The 18,237-nt window shown below is 68.8% G+C and carries 15 protein-coding genes; 8 read left to right on the plus strand and 7 right to left on the minus strand.

Annotated elements, in window-relative coordinates; all coding sequences use genetic code 11:
• Complete coding sequence (locus tag C8N38_RS07730) at positions 1 to 1,068, minus strand: substrate-binding domain-containing protein (protein WP_108025815.1); 1,068 nt, start codon at positions 1,066 to 1,068, stop codon at positions 1 to 3.
• Between the two features lie 255 nt (positions 1,069 to 1,323).
• Between C8N38_RS07730 and C8N38_RS07735 the strand changes: the two genes are divergently transcribed.
• Positions 1,324 to 2,223: a MurR/RpiR family transcriptional regulator gene (locus C8N38_RS07735; RefSeq protein WP_245895596.1), complete on the plus strand. Its 900-nt coding sequence runs from the start codon at positions 1,324 to 1,326 to the stop codon at positions 2,221 to 2,223.
• Positions 2,224 to 2,229: 6 nt separating this feature from the next.
• On the opposite strand, the gene amaB is transcribed toward C8N38_RS07735, so the two are convergent.
• From amaB to C8N38_RS07750, 3 genes are read right to left on the minus strand one after another with little or no spacing between them, the layout of a single operon-like run.
• Positions 2,230 to 3,738: an L-piperidine-6-carboxylate dehydrogenase gene (amaB, locus tag C8N38_RS07740; RefSeq protein ID WP_170120306.1), complete on the minus strand. Its 1,509-nt coding sequence runs from the start codon at positions 3,736 to 3,738 to the stop codon at positions 2,230 to 2,232.
• A gap of 58 nt (positions 3,739 to 3,796) precedes the next feature.
• Entirely contained in the window at positions 3,797 to 5,218 is a 1,422-nt protein-coding gene (locus C8N38_RS07745; protein WP_108025819.1) for a hypothetical protein, read from the minus strand.
• Between the two features lie 12 nt (positions 5,219 to 5,230).
• Positions 5,231 to 6,517: an NAD(P)/FAD-dependent oxidoreductase gene (locus C8N38_RS07750; RefSeq protein ID WP_108025951.1), complete on the minus strand. Its 1,287-nt coding sequence runs from the start codon at positions 6,515 to 6,517 to the stop codon at positions 5,231 to 5,233.
• 210 nt (positions 6,518 to 6,727) lie between these two features.
• Here C8N38_RS07750 and selD point away from each other — a divergent pair, with 210 nt between their 5' ends.
• Complete coding sequence (gene selD, locus C8N38_RS07755; protein ID WP_108025821.1) at positions 6,728 to 7,780, plus strand: selenide, water dikinase SelD; 1,053 nt, start codon at positions 6,728 to 6,730, stop codon at positions 7,778 to 7,780.
• 3 nt (positions 7,781 to 7,783) lie between these two features.
• Here selD and C8N38_RS07760 read toward each other — a convergent pair whose 3' ends face one another.
• From C8N38_RS07760 to C8N38_RS07770, 3 genes are read right to left on the minus strand one after another with little or no spacing between them, the layout of a single operon-like run.
• Positions 7,784 to 8,299: an Lrp/AsnC family transcriptional regulator gene (locus C8N38_RS07760; RefSeq protein WP_245895598.1), complete on the minus strand. Its 516-nt coding sequence runs from the start codon at positions 8,297 to 8,299 to the stop codon at positions 7,784 to 7,786.
• Positions 8,296 to 9,156, minus strand: coding sequence for a VOC family protein (locus C8N38_RS07765; protein WP_108025823.1), 861 nt, complete (start codon positions 9,154 to 9,156; stop codon positions 8,296 to 8,298). Before C8N38_RS07765 ends, C8N38_RS07760 begins: the two co-directional genes overlap by 4 nt.
• A 28-nt stretch (positions 9,157 to 9,184) precedes the next feature.
• Positions 9,185 to 9,907: an SDR family oxidoreductase gene (locus tag C8N38_RS07770; protein ID WP_108025825.1), complete on the minus strand. Its 723-nt coding sequence runs from the start codon at positions 9,905 to 9,907 to the stop codon at positions 9,185 to 9,187.
• 196 nt (positions 9,908 to 10,103) lie between these two features.
• Here C8N38_RS07770 and C8N38_RS07775 point away from each other — a divergent pair, with 196 nt between their 5' ends.
• From C8N38_RS07775 to C8N38_RS07800, 6 genes are all read left to right on the plus strand, one after another.
• Positions 10,104 to 11,711 (plus strand): ABC transporter substrate-binding protein, encoded by a 1,608-nt coding sequence (locus C8N38_RS07775; RefSeq protein WP_108025955.1) that lies wholly within the window; start codon positions 10,104 to 10,106, stop codon positions 11,709 to 11,711.
• Positions 11,712 to 11,775: 64 nt separating this feature from the next.
• Positions 11,776 to 12,759 carry an ABC transporter permease gene (locus tag C8N38_RS07780; protein WP_108025827.1) on the plus strand — a complete coding sequence of 328 codons (984 nt, stop codon included), beginning with the start codon at positions 11,776 to 11,778 and terminating at the stop codon, positions 12,757 to 12,759.
• Positions 12,756 to 13,634: an ABC transporter permease gene (locus C8N38_RS07785; protein WP_108025829.1), complete on the plus strand. Its 879-nt coding sequence runs from the start codon at positions 12,756 to 12,758 to the stop codon at positions 13,632 to 13,634. The genes C8N38_RS07780 and C8N38_RS07785 overlap by 4 nt, the downstream gene beginning before the upstream one ends.
• Positions 13,631 to 15,268 carry an ABC transporter ATP-binding protein gene (locus C8N38_RS07790; protein WP_108025831.1) on the plus strand — a complete coding sequence of 546 codons (1,638 nt, stop codon included), beginning with the start codon at positions 13,631 to 13,633 and terminating at the stop codon, positions 15,266 to 15,268. Before C8N38_RS07785 ends, C8N38_RS07790 begins: the two co-directional genes overlap by 4 nt.
• Positions 15,269 to 15,279: 11 nt before the next feature.
• Positions 15,280 to 16,926, plus strand: coding sequence for an aminotransferase class V-fold PLP-dependent enzyme (locus C8N38_RS07795; protein WP_108025834.1), 1,647 nt, complete (start codon positions 15,280 to 15,282; stop codon positions 16,924 to 16,926).
• Entirely contained in the window at positions 16,923 to 18,227 is a 1,305-nt protein-coding gene (locus C8N38_RS07800) for an NAD(P)/FAD-dependent oxidoreductase (protein ID WP_108025835.1), read from the plus strand. The genes C8N38_RS07795 and C8N38_RS07800 overlap by 4 nt, the downstream gene beginning before the upstream one ends.
• Positions 18,228 to 18,237 lie beyond the last annotated feature (10 nt).

Genomic DNA, 18,237 nt, shown 5'->3' on the forward strand with positions numbered 1-18,237 from the left:
TCAGCTGGCCTTCACTTCGTTCCAGAGGGCGACCCAGTCGCCATAGCGGGGCGGGTTCTGCTTCCAGACAAAGCTGTCCATCACCGACAGGTCCTTGACGAAGATCTTGTCCTGCTGCTCGTCGCTCAGCAGGTCGCGCGCGGCCGAGGTCGATTGCGCATAGGGGCCGCCCACCGCCAGCATCTTGCCGTAATCGGGGCCCAGCAGGTAGTCGACCAGCGCGAAGGCCGCGTCGAGCCGCGCGCCCTCGACGCCCTTCGGTACCGCGATGGTATCGCACCAGCCGATGACGCCTTCCTTCGGCTTGGCCATGCCCATGTCGATGCCCTTGGCGCGAAGCTCGTAATAGGGCGGCACCCAGGAGAAGGCGCAAACCACCTCGCCGGTGGCAAAGAGGTTGGTCAGGTCGCCGATCGAGTTCCAGTAGGTGCGGAGCTTCGATTTCTGGATCTTCAGAACCTTCTTCACCTCGGCCAGCTGGCGGTCGTCCATGGTGAACATCTCGGATTCGGGGATGCCCAGATACATCGCCGCGATCATGATGCCTTCCAGCGCATAGTCGCGCATCGCCAGCTTGCCGTTATAGGCGTCGCCCTCGAAGAAGACCGACCAGTCGGGCTCGGCTTCCATCAGATCGGCGCGGTAGACGATGGGGTTGATGCCCCAATAGAACGGGATGCCGTAGGTCTGTCCGTCGACCTTGCCCAGCGGCGTCTGCTTGAAGGTGTCGTAAAGCTTGGCGGCGTTCGGCACCCTGGCAAAGTCGATGGGCTGCAGCAGGTCCGAGGCGGTGTAATATTCCACCTTGTCGAGCCCGGGCGTGATCAGGTCGACGGAATCGGCGCCGCCCGCGCGCAGCTTGGCGAACTGTTCGTCATCGGTGCCGATGAAGGTCTTGGTCAGGGAGATGTCGTTGGCGGCGATGAACGGGGCGAGGTAGTCGTCCTTGGCGAGGTTCTCCCAGGTCATCCACAGGATGCCGGTGGCGGCATCGGCCCGGAAAGCGGGACCGAAGGCGCCGAGCGCCGTCCCGGCCAGGGCCGTCTTCAGAAGGTCTCTGCGGTTCATGCGGTGTCCTTTCGTAGCGGAACGGGAAGGGGCAGGCCGTCCTGGCGTCAGACTGGAAATGAAAATGAATTTTCGCAAAATATAAAATAGAGAAACTATGATTTCATCCCTCATCTGCCGCACGAATGGGCGTCTCGCATCGGGATGCGCCTCGAAATCAAGCGCAAGATGTTTGCCGGGCCGTCCGGACAGGAGCGCCAGAGGTGGAGTGAAAACAGATTTGCGCCTGAGTCGGTTCTGTGAAAACGTCGCGCCATGACCATGCCCGGCGCGCAAATGGAAGACGGGGCCGAACCGGCCGGATCGCTGCTCAAGCGGATCCACCGGGCCTATGACGGCCTGCCGGGGGGCGAACGCAAGGTGGCCGACGCGATCCTGTCGGCGCCGCACGAAATGGCGGTCTGGACCGCCTCGGAGCTGGCAGCGCAGGCGGGCGTGTCGAACGCCACGGTCAGCCGGATCGTGCAGCGGCTTGGCTATCGCAATTTCGAAAGCGCCCGGCTCGATGCGCGCAAGCTGCGCGAGACCGGCTCGCCCCTGTTCATGACCGAAGAGACCGAGCCGGGGCAGGAGGGGCGACCCTTTGCCCGTCTGATCCGGGCCGAGGCCGACCTGATCGAGGCGACGCTGACACGGGTCGATCCGGCGCTGCTGCGCGAGGCGGCCGGGGCTTTGGGTCAGGCGCGGCGGGTGCGGGTCATGGGCTTTCGCAACAGCCGGTTTCTGGCCGACTACCTGACAGCCCAGCTGGCCCAGATCCGGCCCGATGTCGCGCCGCTGCTTCTTGATGGGCAGACCGCGGCCGAGGGTATTGCCGGGCTCGGCCCCGAGGATGTGGCAGTGATCGTCGGGCTCAGGCGGCGCCCGGCGCGGTTCTCGCGGCTGGTGCAGGCGGTGGCCGCGCGCGGCGCGCGGGTGCTGCTGGTCTGCGATGCCAGCCTGCGCGGCGCCCCGGCCCATGCCGTCTGGACCTTCACCTGCGCGGTGGAAACCCGCACGCCGCGCGATTCCTATGCGGGCGCGCTGGCGCTGATGCGGCTTCTGGCGACGGACTGCGCTGCTGCGCTGGGCGAGGCGGGCCTTTCGTACCTGAACGAGGTCGAGACCCTGCGCGAGGATCTCGACGAGCTGGAACTGTCCGACCCGGGCACCTGAGCCGCCTCAGATGTCGAAGACGACGCCCTGGGCCAGCGGCAGCTCGCGCGAATAGTTGATGGTGTTGGTGGCGCGGCGCATGTAGCCCTTCCAGGCGTCCGACCCGCTTTCGCGCCCGCCGCCGGTTTCCTTCTCGCCACCGAAGGCCCCGCCGATCTCGGCGCCCGACGTGCCGATATTGACGTTGGCGATGCCGCAATCGGACCCGCGGGCCGACAGGAACAGCTCCATCTCGCGCAGATCGGTGGTGAAGATCGAGGACGACAGCCCGGCGCCCACCGCGTTATGCGCCTCGATCGCCGCGTCGAGGTCGCTGTATTTCATCACGTAGAGGATGGGCGCGAAGGTTTCTTCCAGAACCGGGCCGGTCTGGTCGGGCATCTCGACCAGCGCGGGGCGGGCGTAGAAGGCGGTGTCGGGGCCGATGGCCACGCGCTCGCCGCCATGAACGGTTCCGCCCGCCGCGCGCGCGGCTTCCAGCGCGGACTGCATCGCCCGATAGGCGGCGCCGTCGATCAGGGGCCCGACCAGCGCCGCGGTCTCCAGCGGGTTGCCGACGGTGACCGAGCCATAGGCCCGGATCAGGCCGGGCACGAGCGTGTCATAGACATCCTCATGCACGAAAAGCCGCCGCATCGTGGTGCAGCGCTGCCCGGCCGTGCCCATCGCCCCAAAGGCCACCGCCCTCAGCGCCATGTCGAGATCGGCCGAGGGGCAGACGATGCCCGCATTGTTGCCCCCCAGTTCCAGGATCGCGCGGCCGAAGCGGGCGGCCACCTTCGGCCCGACGATCCGCCCCATCCGGGTCGAGCCGGTTGCCGAGACCAGCGCCACATCGGGGCTGTCGACCAGCGCCGCGCCGACCTCGGCGCCGCCGATCAGCACCTGTGCCAGCCCCTCGGGCGCCTCGCCGAACCGTGCAAGCGCGCGGTCGAGGATCGCCATCGAGGCCAGCGCGGTCAGCGGGGTCTTTTCCGAGGGTTTCCAGATCACCGGATCGCCGCAGACCAGCGCCAGCGCCGTGTTCCAGGACCAGACCGCGACCGGAAAGTTGAAGGCCGAGATCACGCCGACCACCCCCAGCGGGTGCCAGGTTTCCATCATCCGGTGGCCGGGGCGCTCGGTCGCGATGGTCAGCCCGTAAAGCTGGCGCGAGAGGCCCACCGCGAAATCGCAGATGTCGATCATCTCCTGCACCTCGCCCGCGCCTTCCGAGGGGCTCTTGCCCGCCTCGATCGACACCAGACGGCCAAGCTCGGCCTTGGCCGCGCGCAATTCCTCGCCGAAAAGCCGGATCAGTTCGCCCCGCCTGGGCGCGGGCACCATGCGCCAGACCCGGAAGGCCGCCTTGGCGCGGGCGATGGCGGCGGCGGCCTCGTCTGCGGTCGCGGGTGCGGGATCGGCAATCGCTTCGCCGGTGATGGGCGAAAAGCTGGCCATGCCGCCGCCGGTAAAGGCGCCGCGCGCGACGCCAAGCTGTGCCAGAAGCGCGTCGGTTTCGGTTTTCAGGGTCATTTGCGATCCTTCCTGCTGGGCTTGGGCCAAGGCCCCGGACCGGGGCACCGGGCCGGGCCTATTCGACGACATAGACAAGGGCGGTCATCGCCAGGGCGAGCGACATGGCGACCAGCGTGAAGCCCCGGTTGACCCTGAACGTCACATGATGGGGCGGGCGGTTCAATTGCCGACCGGTGATGATCGACATGGCCGAGATCGGCGAGGCCGAGATCGCCAGCGCCCAGGCCAGGCACAGCGCAAGCCCCAGCGCATAGGGGTGCTGGGCGCCGACCGGGCTGGCGCCGAACAGTTGCGCGGCCATCACCATGACGATGGAATGGGGGATCATCAGCGCGCCCGCGGCCGGGATCGCCAGCAGACAGGCGAGGATCACCGCAAGCGGCGGCAGGGACCCGCGCTCGATCAGCGCGTTGATGCCCATCGCCTGCGCCCCTTGGGCGACTGCCGCGCCGATCACGGCGGCGGCCAGGAAAATGGTGCTTTCGGTCGCCATGCCCTCGGAGGCGGCCGAGACGCGGGCCAGCGTGCCGCCGCCGGATCGGGGCAGGCCGCGCTCGATCCGGGGCCAGATCACGGCCAGAAGCGGCAGCACGATGCAGGCGGCAACGAGGAAGCTGATGTCCAGCAGGCGGTGCAGGAGGATCGTCACCGCCACCAGACCCGCCACGGCCGCCAGCACCGCGACCAGCGCGGCGGCCGATCCGGGCGGAGGGGCCTCGGCTGCCTGACCCGACGGCGCGGGGGCCTTCCGCGCGTCGAGAAGCGCGGTGCTGACCGCGATGGTCAGGGCCGCGGCCAGGGCCAGCGCCAGGAACAGCACCGGGTCGAGCGTGGGGATCGAACTGGTGACGATGGCAAAGCCCAGCCCGATGGGCGACCAGACCGTCATCATCAGCGTGCCGCGCAGCGCGGCCAGCGTCATCGCCCCGGTGTCGATCCGCCGCCGCCCCTCGGCCGCGCGGCGGGCATCGTGATCGGCTGCGATATCCGAGATCATGCCGATGGTGCCGATATTGAACAGCACCGAAATGGCTTGCGCGCCCAGACTGACCGCGAGGATCCGCACCCGCGCGGTATGGGCAAACAGCGCCTCGGCCGCCCGTCCGATGGCCTTCGAGCCGCGCACCGGCGCCCGGATCAGCGCCAGCGCCGTCAGGAAAGCCGAAAAGGCCGTGCCCTGCATCAGCGCGTGCCGCATTGCGGGCATCGCCTCGGGCAGCGCCATCGCCACCAGCGCGACCGACAGTGCGGCGGCGGCAAGAAAGATCCGCGCGATCCGCGACACCCGGTCCAGCCGCAACAGCGCCAGCGCCACCGCCGCGATGGCCGCGATGTCCAGAAGCGCGCCCGCGCCGGTCAGCCGTCCGCTGGCAAGCGTCCCCGCGATCAGCGCAGACAGCAGCAGGATCGAGAGGCTCCCCGCGGCGCGGGACAGAAGTTGGGGCGGGACCTGATGGGTCAGGTGCAGGCTTGGCATGTCTGGGTCTCGTCAGTGGTCGGATAGAAGGTGCAGGGCCATGGCCCCGGCGCGGAAGACCAGCTCGCGCCCCCGGCGAAGCGGCGCGGGCGCGAGCCTCGAGACGGGCAGCGGCATCGCCTCGAGCGGCAGATCGCCCGCGACATGGGCGGCGATGGCCTTGCCGAAGACGGTGCCGGGCGCAATGCCCCGGCCGTTATAGCCAGCCATGGCGATTGCATTCTCGCCCGGCAGGTGCAGGCGTGGCAGGTGATCGCCGGTCATGCCGATCCAGCCGAACCAGTGCGTTGCAAAGCCGATGCCCCTCAGCTGCGGAAAGATCCGGTGCATGGCGCGCAGCGCCCAGGCGCGATGGACCGCGAAATCGGGCGTGGCAAGCTGCCCGACCGACCCGAAGACCAGCCGCCCGGCGGCATCGAGCCGGAACGAGGACAGCACCTGCCGCGTATCCCAGCAGCCCTCGCCCCCCGGCAGGATCGTCGCGCGGATCTCGGGCGGCAGGGGCGGCGTTGCCATGTTGAAATAGGGCAGTCCCACCTGTTCGCGGCGCAGCCCGGCCGCGACCTGCCGGGTATAGACGTCGGTCGCCAGCACCAGCCATTTCGCGCGGACCTGCCCGGACGGGCTTCGGGCCACCCAGTCGCCCCCCTCGCGGACAATTCCGGTCGCCGGGCTTCGGGCATGGATCGCCGCGCCTGCGGCCATTGCGGCCCGGGCGAGCGCGCGCGCATAGGCCAGCGGCTGCACCGTGCCCGCGCGCCGGTCCCAAAGCGCCCCGGCATAGGACCCGCCGCCGATCCGGTGGTACGCCTCGGCGGCATCCAGCAGCTCGACGGGGGCGCCGCGTGCGCGCCATTGCCGGGCGCGCTCGGTCAGCTCTGCCAGCCCGGCCGCGCCGACCCCGCAATGCAGCGTGCCGTTCCGCACCGCCTCGCAGGCGATCCCGTGCCGCGCGATCAGGGCAAAGACCTCGGCCGGGGCGGACCCCAGAAGCTCCAGCAGCCGGGGGCCGTAGAGGGGACCCAGCGCCTTCGGCATCTGGTCGGGCAGGGTCCACATCCCGGCATTGACCAGCCCGACATTCCGGCCCGAGGCGCCAAAGCCGACCTCTGCCGCCTCAAGCACCACGGCCCGCAGGCCCGCCTCGGCCAGATGCAGCGCGGCCGACAGCCCGGTATAGCCCGCGCCGACGATGACGCAATCGGCCTCGGCGGGCCCTGTCAGCGGGGGCGTGTCCGCCAAGGCGAGCGCGGGTGCGGTCTCTTGCCAAAGGCCATGGGAACGGGGGTCGTTCAGCATCTCGGGCTCCGGTCGAACGGCGCGGCGGGCAACCTCGTCCCCTCCGACATGCCCCAGCCGCGCGCGCGTTGCCAGTGCCGGATGCGCCAGAAGCGGCTTTGTCGCCGATCCGGGCCGGTGCCGCTCCGGCATGCGCCGGGTCGGCTTTCCGTTGACAGCGGCGCCCGGCGGGCGGTCCTATCGCGGGGATTGCCCGCAGGGAGACCCCGCATGACCGACGAGCCCGCGTTGATGTCCTTGGCCCATGGCGGCGGCTGCGGCTGCAAGATCGCGCCCGGGGTGCTGAGCGAGTTGCTGGCGAAAATGCCCGGCCTGCCGGTGCCGCCCGATCTGCTGATCGGCACCGCCAGTTCCGACGATGCCGCAGTCTACCGGCTGAACGACAGCCAGGCGCTGGTCGCGACCACGGATTTCTTCATGCCGGTGGTGAACGACCCCTATGATTTCGGCCGCATCGCCGCGACCAACGCGTTAAGCGACGTCTATGCCATGGGCGGGCGGCCGATCCTGGCGCTGGCGCTTCTCGGCATGCCCATCGCCAAGCTTTCGACCAATACCATCGGCCGTATCCTCGAAGGCGGCGCGGCGGCCTGTGCGGCGGCGGGCATTCCGGTTGCGGGCGGGCACAGCATCGATTCGGTCGAGCCGATCTACGGGCTGGTGGCGCTGGGCCTCGTCCATCCCGACCGGGTCCGGGCCAATACCGGCGCACGGCCGGGCGATCTGCTGATCCTCGGCAAGCCGCTTGGCACCGGGGTCATGTCGGCCGCGCTGAAGAAGGGGCTGCTTGATGCGGGCGGCTATGCCCGGATGATCGACACGACGACGCGGCTGAACACGCCCGGCCCCGATCTGGCCGCGCTTGACGGCGTGCATGCGCTGACCGACGTGACCGGGTTCGGGCTGGCGGGCCATGCGCTGGAACTGGCGCGCGGTGCGGGCTGCCGGGCGGTGCTGGACTGGGGCGCCGTGCCGGTGATGGACGGCGTGCGCGCGCTGCTGGCGGCGGGTTGCGCGACCGGTGCCTCGGGCCGGAACTGGCAGAGCTATGGCACAAGCGTCCTGTTGCCCGACGGGTTCGCCGAGGACGACCGCGCGCTTCTGACCGACCCGCAGACCAGCGGCGGGCTTCTGGTCAGCACGGCCCCCGAGGCCGAAGACGCGGTGCTGGAGATCTTCGCCCGGCACGGCTTCGAGGCGGCCAGGCGGATCGGGCGGATCGAGGCCGCGGATGGCGCAGCCCCGGGGGTCGCGCTGACCTGAGCGTCACAGATAGCTGGTCGGCACGGCGGTGGTGAATTTCAGCTCTTCCATCGAGATCGAGGAATTGATCTGCGAGAAATCGAGCCGCTCGATCATCGTCTTGTAGACCCGGTCATAGGTCGAGATATCGGGCACCACGACCTTGAGGATGTAGTCCGTTGCCCCGGTCAGCCGGTAAGCCTCGACGATCTCGGGGATGTCGTCGATCAGCGCCCGGAAGCTGTTCAGCCATGAGGCTTCGTGCCGGGGCGCGGTGATGCCGATGAAGACCGTCATGCCGACATTGGCGCGGGCATGATCGACGACCGCGACCCGACCCTTGATCACGCCCGCCTCTTCCAGCCGCTTGATCCGCCGCCAGCAGGGGGTGGGGCTGAGCCCCACGATATCGGCCAGCGCGTTCACCGCCAGATCGGCGTCGCGCTGCAGGATCTCGAGGATCTTGCGGTCGATCTCGTCGAAATCGGGCATCTCGGCCGATTTCCGGTCCGCCCCGCGGGTCTTGCGGCCGGTGCTCATGCGGGAACGAACTCCAGCACTGCCCCGGCGCAATCGGCGGGCGCCAAAGCCAGACCGTCGGCGGTTTCGACCGGCGCGAGTCCGGCCCCGGCCAGGCAGGCTGCCGTCGCCGCCATGTCGTCGGACTTGAGCGCAAGCCCGGCAAATCCCTCGGCGGGCGCCGCGGACAGGTCGAGCCCGGGGAAGCGCGCGGCCAGAGCGGCCCCGGTCAGGCAGAGGATCGGCGCCGAGTTCAAGCCGGTCTCGACCCTGGCCCCGCCTTCGATGGGCAGAACCGCTCCGGCGGCGAACAGCCGGGCCAGCCGGGTTGCCGCGGCCTCGGGATCGGCGCTTTGGGCGAATATCGCGGCCAGACCGCAAGCGCGGTTCGGATGAGTCAGAAGCTCGGGCAGCCAGACGGTTTCGCGGGTCTTGTGCTGACACATGAAGACCAGCCCGAAGGGCAGCTCGGCCTCGGCGTAGGGCAGGGTGGCGAAGGCCGCGGGCGCGGTGCCGCCGCCCGGCAACGGCACCGGACGTTCGAAATGGCCAACCTCGCCGGTCGCGATCCCCAGCGCGTCCAGCGCGGTCTTGGCGGCGTCGGCATCGTCGATCCGGCAGGCGACCGCGCGCAGCCCCTCGCCCTCGCGCGCCAGAGCCTCGCGCCGGGGCGCGTTGCCCTTGGTGGGCGTCACGATGCCCAGCAGCTCCATGTAATCGGCGGGGAACATGAGGGTGTAGTTCGCGGTGCCCTTGGCCGCGCTGTGCAGGCCCTTCGGCGACAGCGTGAAGCCCAGGCGGCGGTAGGCCTCGGCCGACCGGTCGAGATCCTCGACCAGCAGGAAGACGTGATCGACGCCTTTTACGGGATGGCTCATCGGAAGCTCCTTCAGTTCAACGGGCGGGTCAGCGGGGCGCGCGCAGCACCGGCGCAAAGGTGATTTCATGGATCGCGACATTGGGGTTCATGCCCGCGACCTGCAGCGCCAGTGCCGCCACATCCTCGGGCTGGATCACCTCGGCCGCGCGGGCCGGGTCGAAGCCGGGCCGTCCGTTCAGCAGGGGCGTTGCCACCTCGCCGGGACACAGCGCGGTCGAGCGAATGCCGTTTTCGCCCTCCTGCGCGTTGAGGCTGGCGCTGAGATCGGTCAGCGCGTGTTTCGAGGCGCCATAGGGCACGCCCGCGACCGGCGCATGGAACCGCCCGGCCCAGGACGAGGTATGGATCATCACGCCGGATTTCTGCCGCCGCATCGGCCCCAGCGCCGCGGCGATGACATTCAGCGCGCCGGTCAGGTTGGTGGCGATCACCCGGTCCCAGCTGTCCCAGTCAAGCTCGTCCCAGCGCCGGAGCGGCACGTTCAGCCCTGCATTGTTGCACAGCACGTCGATCCGCCCCGCCCACTGGACGATCTCTTCGGCAATTGACAGAATGCGCGCCCGGTCGGTGACATCGCCGGCAAGGACCCGCAGCCGGTCGCCGGAGCCGCCAAGTTCCTCGGCCAGCGCGGTCAGGCGGTCCTCCGAACGCGCGGTCAGCGCGATGCGGTAGCCCGCCCCGGCGAAAGCCCGCGCCATGGCCGCGCCAATTCCGGAACCGGCGCCCGTGATCCAGACACAGTTCTGCATATTTGTTCACCCTCTCTGCGAATATGGGGGAATGTTTTCGCGCAGTATAGCCAAAAAGGTAGGATGTCCTTCCGAAAATCATCGTTGGGGCGCAAAATTTGCATTGACGTTGCTGTCGGGTTGCCGCTTTTTGGTCGGGCGGACGCTTCCGGGGCGCATGCCCGGATGGCAAGACCATAACAACAGGGATTTCGACATGATCACGACCAGCAGATCGGCCTGCGGATCGGCATGGGGCTGGCTTCTGGCCGGGGCTGCCGTCTCGGCCCTGGCGGGACCCGCCGCGGCACAGGAGCCGCGGCACGGCGGCACCGCCATCATCCACATGCCCTCGGAACAGCGCATCCTGAACCCCGCGCTGCGGGCCTCGACCGGGGTCTACAACATCACCGGCAAGATCATGGAGCCGCTGATCGACAAGTCCTATGACGGCCCCGTGGGGGTGCTGGCGACGGACTGGTCCTCGACCGAGGACGGGCTGCACATCACGGTCAAGCTGCGCGAGGGCGTCAACTGGCACGACGGCGAGCCCTTCACCTGCGACGACGTCGCCTTTTCGGCGATGGAGCTTTGGAAGCCGCTGCTCAACTATTCCTCGACGCTGCAGCAGTACCTCGAGTCGGTCGACTGCACCGATCCCCATACGGCCGTGTTCAACTATTCCCAGCCGATGCCGCTGGACCTGTTCGTCGCTGCAATGCCCGATCTTGGCCATCCGGTGCCCAAGCATCTTTACGAGGGCACCGACATCATGCGGAACGAGCACAATACCGCGCCGGTCGGCACCGGGCCGTTCAAGTTCGTCGAGTACAAGCGCGGGCAATACGTGATCGCCGAGCGCAACGACGATTACTGGCGCGGCAAGGAATACCCCTATCTCGACCGCATCGTCTGGCGCTTCATCCCCGACAAGTCGGCGGCGGCGGCGGCCATCGAGGCGGGCGAGATCCACGAATCCGGCTTCAACGGCGTCTCGATGGCCGATATCGAGCGGTTCTCGAAGATGGACGGCTTCGATGTCGGGACCCAAGGCTACGAGAACAACGTCGCCCACTCGACCGTCGAGTTCAATCACCGCAACCCGATCCTCGCCGATCTTAAGGTGCGGCAGGCGATCTATCACGGGCTCGACATCGACTATGCGATCAAGACCATCATGCGCGGCTATGCCAAGCCGGGCCGGGGTCCGATCCCGTCCGCGGGCGGCGCGAACTACACCGATGACGTGACCACCTATGCCTACGATCCCGAGCTGGCCAAGAAGATGCTGGACGAGGCCGGCTATCCCGAAGGGCCCGACGGCATCCGGTTCAAGCTGCGCCACCGGCCTGCGCCCTGGGGCGAATATACCCAGCTCTGGGCCGAGTATTTCGCCCAGGCGATGAAGGAGATCGGCATCGAGGTCGAGATCCTGACCAATGACGCGCCGGGCTTCTTGAATGGGGTCTATCGCGACCACGATTTCGACACCGCGAACGGCTGGCACCAGTTCCGGTCGGACCCGGCGGTGTCGACCATGGTCTGGCTGCGCTCGGGCTCGCCCGCGGGAACGCCCTGGTCGAACCAGTTCGGCTGGCAGTCCGACGAGATGGACCGGATGATCGACGAGGCCCAGGCGGAGCTCGACCCCGACCAGCGGGCCGCGGACTATCACGCGATCCAGAAGCTCGCGATGGAAGAGATCCCGGTGATCTTCGCGATCGAGCATCCCTTCATCTCGGTCACCTCGCAGAAGCTGCACAACCACCACAACACCCCGCGCTGGAACTCGTCGAGCTGGTACGATCTCTGGCTCGAGAAGTGATCCGATGACCCCGGGTCCGGGCGGCGCGACCGTCCGGGCCTGGCCCCCTTCCGGAACCCCCGACATGCAACTGACCCAAGTCCTTTCCTATGCGCTGCGGCGGCTTTTGCAGGCCGTGCCGGTGGTGATCCTGATCATGGTGGGCACCTTCCTGCTGCTGAAGCTGGCGCCCGGCGATACCGTCGATGCGCTGGTCGGCGACATGGGCGGGGCCGATGCCGCCTATATCGCGCGGCTGCGCGCCGAATACGGGCTGGACCAACCGGTCTGGGTCCAGCTCGGACGCTACATGGCCAAGCTGATCCAGTTCGATTTCGGCTGGTCCTTCGTCTACGAACAGCCGGTAGCGGCGATCCTGTGGGAACGGCTGGGCACCACGCTGATGCTGATGGGCACCTCCCTTTCGCTGGCGTTCTCGATCGGCGTGGGCCTCGGCGCCATCGCCGCCCGGCGCGCCTATTCGCTGACCGACAACGCGATCTCGACGCTGGGGCTGATCTTCTACGCGACGCCCAGCTTCTTTCTGTCGCTGATGATGATCCTCTTGTTCTCGGTCAAGCTGGGCTGGCTGCCGGTCAGCGGGCTGAGCGATGTCGCGGCCTTCTATACCGGCTGGGACCATGTGCTTGACGTCGCGCTGCACCTGATCATGCCCACGGCGGCGCTGTCGCTGATCTACCTGTCCTTCTATCTGCGGCTGATGCGGGCCAGCGTGCTTGAGGTTGCCGATCTGGACTTCGTGCGGACCGCGCGGGCCAAGGGTGCGGGCGAGACCCGGCTGATGATCCATCACATCATGCGCAACGCGCTTCTGCCGGTGGTCACGCTGCTGGGGCTGCAATTCTCGACCGTGCTGGGCGGCTCGGTGGTGGTCGAGACCATCTTCGCGCTGCCGGGCCTTGGCCAGCTGGCCTATCAGTCGGTGATCCAGCGCGACATGAACATGCTGATGGGCATCATCTTCCTCTGTGCGATCATCGTCGTCATCGTGAACTTCCTCACCGACCTGCTGTACGCCCGCCTCGATTCAAGGATCGCCCTGAAATGACCGCCGCGACCACAGACCTGCCGCGCGCCGAACCCGCACCCGCCGTCGCGCTCTGGCGCCGTTTCGCCCGCAACCGCGCCGCCCTGCTGGGGCTGGTGCTGTTCGGGGCCGTGCTCGTGATGGCCGCGACGGCCGGGCTGATCGAGCCCACCGACCCGCTCCGCCGCGCGGGAGACCCGCTGACGAAGCCCTTCACCGACTGGGCCGTGCCGCTTGGCACCGATCAGCTCGGCCGCGATATCCTGGCCCAGCTGTTCCACGGGGCGCGGATCTCGCTGCTGGTGGGCGTTCTGGCGACACTGCTGTCGATTGCCATCGGGGTTGTCGTGGGCGCGCTGGCGGGCTTTTTCGGCGGCTGGGTCGACGACGTGCTGATGCGCGTGACCGAGGCCTTCCAGACCATCCCCAACTTCGTGCTTTTGCTGGCGCTGGTGGCGATCCTGGGGTCATCCATCGAGTATATCACGCTGGCCATCGCCATCGTGTCCTGGACCGCGCCCGCGCGGATGGTGCGGGCCGAGTTCCTGTCGCTGCGAAGCCGCGAATTCGTCGATGCGGCGCGCAATCTGGGCGTCTCGAACGGGGCGCTGATCTTTCGCGAGATCCTGCCCAACGCGCTGCCGCCGGTGATCGTCTACGCCTCGGTCATCATGGCGCTGTCGATCCTTCTGGAAAGCGCGCTGGCCTTTCTGGGGCTCGGCGATCCCAACCATGCCAGCTGGGGCAACATGATCGGGCAGGGCCGCGCGGTGTTGCGCACCGACTGGTACTGCGCCGTCATTCCCGGCATCGCCATCGTGCTGACGGTGCTGTCCTTCTCGCTTCTGGGCGAGGGGCTGAACGACGCGCTCAATCCGAGGCAGAAGAAACAATGACCGATCCCGTTCTCGACATCCGTGGCCTCAGGATCGCCCTGCCCAAGGGGGCAGACCGGCCCTTTGCGCTGTCGGGCCTGGACCTGAGCGTGAACCCCGGCGAGATCGTCTGTCTCGTCGGCGAAAGCGGGTCCGGCAAGTCGCTGACCGCGGGCGCGATCATGCGGCTTCTGCCCGAACCCCATGTCCGCGTCGCCGACGGTTCGATCCGCTTCGAGGGGCAGGACCTGCTGGCGCTGTCCGAGCGCGAGATGAAGCAGATCCGCGGCGACCGCATCGCCCAGATCTTCCAGGAGCCGATGACCGCGCTGAACCCGCAGAAGACCGTGGGCTGGCAGATCGACGAGGTGCTGCGGCTGCACACCGGGCTGGGCCGCAAGGCGCGGCGCGCCCGCGTGCTGGAACTGCTCGATCTGGTGCATATCCCGGACCCCCGGTCGGTCTATCATGCCTATCCGCATCAGGTTTCGGGCGGGCAGCGGCAGCGGGTGATGATCGCCATGGCGCTGGCCTGCGAGCCGAAACTGATCATCGCCGACGAGCCGACCACGGCGCTCGATGTCACCACGCAGCTGCAGATCCTCAAGCTGATCCGCGAGCTGCAGGAAAAGGAAGGCGCGGGCATTCTGTTCATCACCCACGATTTCGGCGTGGTGGCCGAGATTGCCGACCGGGTGGTGGTGCTGAGCAAGGGCGAGATGGTCGAACAGGGCACCGCGGCCGAGGTGCTGAACCGGCCGAAACATCCCTATACCCGCGCGCTGATCGGCGCGATCCCGGCACTGGTGCCGCCGCGCCCGCGCGATTTCCGGGATGCGCCGGTGGTCCTGAGGGCCGAGGGACTGGTCAAGACCTTCGCCGCGCGCGGCAGCCTGATCTCGGGCAAGCGCGCGCCGGTGACGGCGGTCGACAACCTGTCCTTCACCTTGCGCCGGGGCGAGACGCTGGGCGTCGTCGGAGAAAGCGGCTCGGGCAAGACCACCGTGTCGCGGATCGTGACCCGGCTGCTGGAATCCGATTGCGGCGCGGTCGAGGTCGACGGCACCGACCTGCTGGCCTGTTCGCCGCGCGAGCTGCGCGAGATGCGGCGCCATATCCAGATGGTGTTCCAGGACCCTATGGCCTCGCTGAACCCGCGCAAGCGGGTCGAAGATCTGATCGCCCAGGGGCCCATCGTCCATGGCGCCGACCCCAAGGCCGCCCGCGCCCGCGCGCGCGAATTGCTGGAACTCGTGGAACTCTCGCCCGCCGCCGCCACGCGCTATCCGCATGAATTCTCGGGCGGGCAGCGCCAGCGGATCGGCATCGCAAGGGCGCTGGCGATGGAGCCCAAGGTGATCGTTGCCGACGAACCCGTCTCGGCGCTTGACGTCTCGGTGCAGGCGCAGGTGCTGAAGCTTCTGGCCGACCTGCGCGACCGGCTCGACCTGTCGGTTCTGTTCGTGACCCACGATCTGAGGGTGGCGGCCCAGCTGTGCGACCGGGTGATCGTGATGCAGAAGGGCCGGATCGTCGAGACCGGCGTCACTGCCGAGCTTTTTGCCGCGCCGAGCCATCCCTATACGCAACAGCTTCTGGCCTCGATCCCGGGTCGCGGCTGGACGCCGCCCGACCTGGCAACGGACGCCGCCTGAAGGACTATCCCATGTCACTGCATTTCGAAGACATCCGCCGTGCCCTGATCGGGGAGGGCGCCGCCATTCCCGGCCCGTTCGGCCCGCGCGCCCTGATCTATGCCGATTATGTCGCCTCGGGCCGGGCGCTGGGCTTTGTCGAGGACGCGATCCGGCGCCATGTGCTGCCGGCCTACGGCAACACCCACACCGAAACCTCCTATACCGGCCGCCGGACCACCGAGCTGCGTGAACTGGCGCGCGCGGCGGTGCGCGAGGGCATGGGCGCGGACGAGGCCCATGCCGTTATCTTCTGCGGTGCGGGCAGTACCGGCGCCGCCGACAAGCTGGTCCGGGCGCTGCAGATGGGCGGGCGCGCCGGGCAGCTCGGCCCCGAGGCGGTGGTCTTCGTCGGTCCCTATGAGCATCACTCGAACGACCTGCCCTGGCGCGAAAGCGGGGCGAAGCTGGTCCGTATTCCGCTGGATGCGGCGGGGGCGCTCTGCCTCGGGACGCTGGAACGCGAAATCGCGGCCCATGCTGATGCGGCCCTTATGGTGGGGGCCTTCTCGGCTGCCTCGAACGTGACCGGTATCCGCACCGATATCCGCGCGGTCGCACGGCTCTTGCACGCGGCGGGCGGCTGGTGCGTGATCGACTTTGCCGCCGCCGCCCCCTATGTCGCGATCCGGATGGCCGAAAGCGCACCCGGCGCGGGCGACCGGATCGACGCGGCGCTGGTCTCGCCGCACAAGTTTCCGGGCGGACCGGGGGCCTCGGGCCTGCTGATCGCCGACCGGGCGCTGCTGAGCACGCCCCGGCCCACGGTGGTCGGCGGCGGCACGGTCAGCTTCGTCAGCGCGGCCGAGCAATGCTATGTCGAGGCGGTCGAGGCGCGCGAAGAGGCGGGCACGCCCTCGATCGTCGGCAATATCCGCGCGGGCATGGTGCTGGCGCTGAAGACCGAGCTTGGCGCCGAGGCCATCGAGGCCCGCGAAGGCGAATTGCGCGTGCGCCTCGAGGCCGCGCTGGCCGCCGAGCCGGGGATCGAGCTTCTGGGGCCGCGGAACGCGCCCCGGCTGGGGATCTTCTCGTTCAACATCCGGATCGGCGCACGGCATCTGCATCACGGGTTCGTCGTGGCGCTGCTGAACGATCTTTTCGGCATCCAGGCGCGCGGCGGCTGTTCCTGCGCCGGGCCCTACGGCCACCATCTGCTGGAGATCGACGACGCCCGCAGCCACCGCTTTTCCGAGGCCGTCGCACGCGGCCATACCGCGTTCCGACCCGGCTGGGTGCGGCTTGGCGTGAACTATTTCTTCTCGGACGAGGATATCGACCGGTTGGCCCGGGCGCTGGTCTTCATTGCGCAAAACGGGCTGGCGCTCTTGCCGCTGTACCGGCTGGACGTTGCGCATGGGGTCTGGCGCGCGCTGGGCGCCGAGCCCGCGCCGCCGCCCGGCAACCTTTCGGACCTCTGGGCGCTGCCCGAGGACGACGCGGCCGCCCCCGATTTCGAGACCTGCCTTGCCGAGGCGGCCCGTCTGGCCGAAAACGGCCGGGCCGCGGCCCCCACCGCCGCCGGCACCGCTCTTGATGCCGATGACGAGGCCTTGCGCTGGTTCTGGCTGCCCGACGAGGCCCATGCCGCGCTGACCGACGAGGAGACCCCTGCATGACCGATCCCGTGACCTTCCCGCCCTCGCTCTGGGCCGATACCGCGCCCGCCCGGACCCCGGCGCCCCCGCTCTCGGGCAGTGTCGAGGCGGATACCGTCATCATCGGCGGCGGGTTCACCGGGCTGTCGGCGGCGCTCCATCTGGCGCGCGAGGGCAAGCGGGTCGTGCTGCTGGAAGGTCAGGCCGTGGGTTGGGGCGCCTCGGGGCGCAACAATGGCCAGGTGATCCCGACCCTGACCGCGGCCGAGCCCGATGCCTGGGTCGCGCGGTTCGGCGAGACCGGGCGGCGCTTTGCCGAACTGATCGGCGGCTCGGCCGGGCTGCTCTTCGACATCGTCCGCCGCGAAGGTCTGAAGGCCGAGGCCGAACAGACCGGCTGGTTCCAGCCCGCCCATTCGCCGGGCCGCGTCAAGCTGAGCGAAAAGCGGGTCGAGGCCTGGCAAAGGTTCGGCTTCGACGTCTCGCTGAAGGACGCAAGGGAAACCGCCGAGATCCTGGGCACCGACTTCTGGCATGGCGGGATGTATGCGCCCTCGGGCGGGCATATCAACCCGCTGGCGCTGGCCCGCGAACTGGCCCGCGCGGCCGAAAGCCATGGCGCGGTGATCCATGAACAAAGCCCGGTGATATGGTTCGAGCGGCAGGGCGCCGAATGGGTCGCGGCGACCGCGACCGGCAAGGTCCGGGCGCGCGCGCTGATCCTAGCCAGCAACGCCTATACGGGCAAGCTGGCGGGCGGGCTGGCGCCGAAGATCGCGCGCAGCTTCATTCCCGTCCATTCCTGGCAGATGGCGACCGAACCGCTGGGCGAGAACCTGCGTGCAAGGATCCTGCCCGGGCGGCAGGCGGTGTCGGACACGCGGGGCGATCTGCGCTTCTTCCGCTACGACGCCCGCAACCGGCTGATCACCGGTGCCGCGATCATTCCGGGCTGGAACGATGCCGGGCGGGCCGAGGCCAAGGCCGCGCAGAACCTGGCCGAGGCTTTCCCCGAGCTTGGCGTGCCGCAGATGACCCATGTCTGGTCGGGCTATCTGTCGATGAACTGGGACCGCTTCCCGCGCATCCACCGGCTTGGCCCCGACGGCTGGGCCTGGGTCGGCTGCAACGGGCGCGGCGTCGCGCTGGGCACCGCGCTTGGCCGCGAGATGGCGCGCGCCGTCGCGGGCGAGGACCCGCGCGGGCTGGCGCTGCCGGTGACCGAGCCGCAGGCCTTCCCCTATCACGCGCTGCTGACCCGCATGGCCCCGGCCTATCTGGCCTGGCTGCGCCGCAAGGACCTGACCGAACCCGATCTCTGAGCGAGGAGCC

The organism is Rhodovulum kholense (assembly GCF_003053725.1).
In the GTDB taxonomy this organism is placed as follows: Bacteria; Pseudomonadota; Alphaproteobacteria; order Rhodobacterales; family Rhodobacteraceae; genus Rhodovulum; species Rhodovulum kholense.